Annotated in this window: 1 protein-coding gene; it reads left to right on the top strand. The window is 23.4% G+C overall.

Annotation, left to right across the window (positions count from 1 at the left end; translation table 11 throughout):
* The first annotated feature begins 335 nt into the window (after positions 1-335).
* A complete protein-coding gene (locus CLTHE_RS00530) occupies positions 336-884 on the top strand; it encodes an ECF transporter S component (protein WP_080021532.1) in 549 nt (182 codons plus the stop codon).
* Positions 885-1,111 lie beyond the last annotated feature (227 nt).

The raw sequence follows: 1,111 nt of genomic DNA, 5'->3' as shown, positions 1-1,111 counted from the left end.
AAATATATAAGTAGAATAATTTAAAAGAAGCTATTTGGCTTCTTTTTTATTATTAAAAAATAAATTTTATTTAGAAAGTATAAATAAAAATTTTTTTATTTTACATGATTTTGAAAAAATGAACCGGTACAATTTTAAGTATAAATATGAATAAAAAATTAAAGCAAATGCTATTAATTAATTTTAAAAATGGCTTAAACTAAGAAAAACAGTATATAAAAAGATTATTTTAACAAACTACAAATGTAAAAAAAATATGACCAATATTTGATGACATTGAAAAAAAGCATTTATACATATATAGTTATTTTAGAAGAAATTAGGAGGCAAGAGAGATGGAACGCAGTAGTGAACATAAAAAGATAGTAGGGCTTATATTTACAGCACTTATGATAGCATTAATTTTTATTGCTGGTAGTATAGTAAAGATACCAACTTTAAATGGTTTTATACAACCAGGAGATTGTATGGTTTTAGCAGGTGCAGTTTTATTAGGAAAGAAAAAAGGATTTATAGCAGCTGCTATTGGAATGGCTTTAGTAGATGTTGCTGCTGGATATGTAATATGGGCACCTTTTACTTTTATAATAAAAGGTCTTATGGCATTAACTGTAGCAAGTATATTAGAAAAAGTTGAGAAGAAGAGTATTAAAAAATATATAGGTGCATTTATAGTAGGGGCAATAGTAAATTTAATTGGTTATTTCATAGGAAATGCAATAATGGGTGGAATAATTACAGGAGCATCAGTAGGTTTTGTTGGAAGTATACTTTATGCAGCATCTCATTTTGTAGGAGATTTATCAGAAGTTGTTGTTGGGATAATAATAGCTATTCCTTTAGCACCAATTGCACAAAAAGCAAGAATTAAATTTTTATGCTAAATATAAATTTTAGAATATAATGGTTTTTATTCTATTATCTATATATTGTATTTTAAAATAATATTTAGTAAAATAGTATTAAAGATGAAAAATATATTTATGATATGTTTTTCATCTTTTCTATTATATAGAAAATATTATAAAATACAAAGTGTTAATCTGAATAGTCTTAAATTAATAATTTGAAAAAAATATAGATAATATAGCTAAAATGTTATAAATATATC

Source organism: Clostridium thermobutyricum DSM 4928, from assembly GCF_002050515.1.
Classification (GTDB): domain Bacteria; phylum Bacillota; class Clostridia; order Clostridiales; family Clostridiaceae; genus Clostridium; species Clostridium thermobutyricum.
Note: the sequence above shows the minus strand (reverse complement) of the source record. Positions and strands in the feature narration are given on the sequence as shown.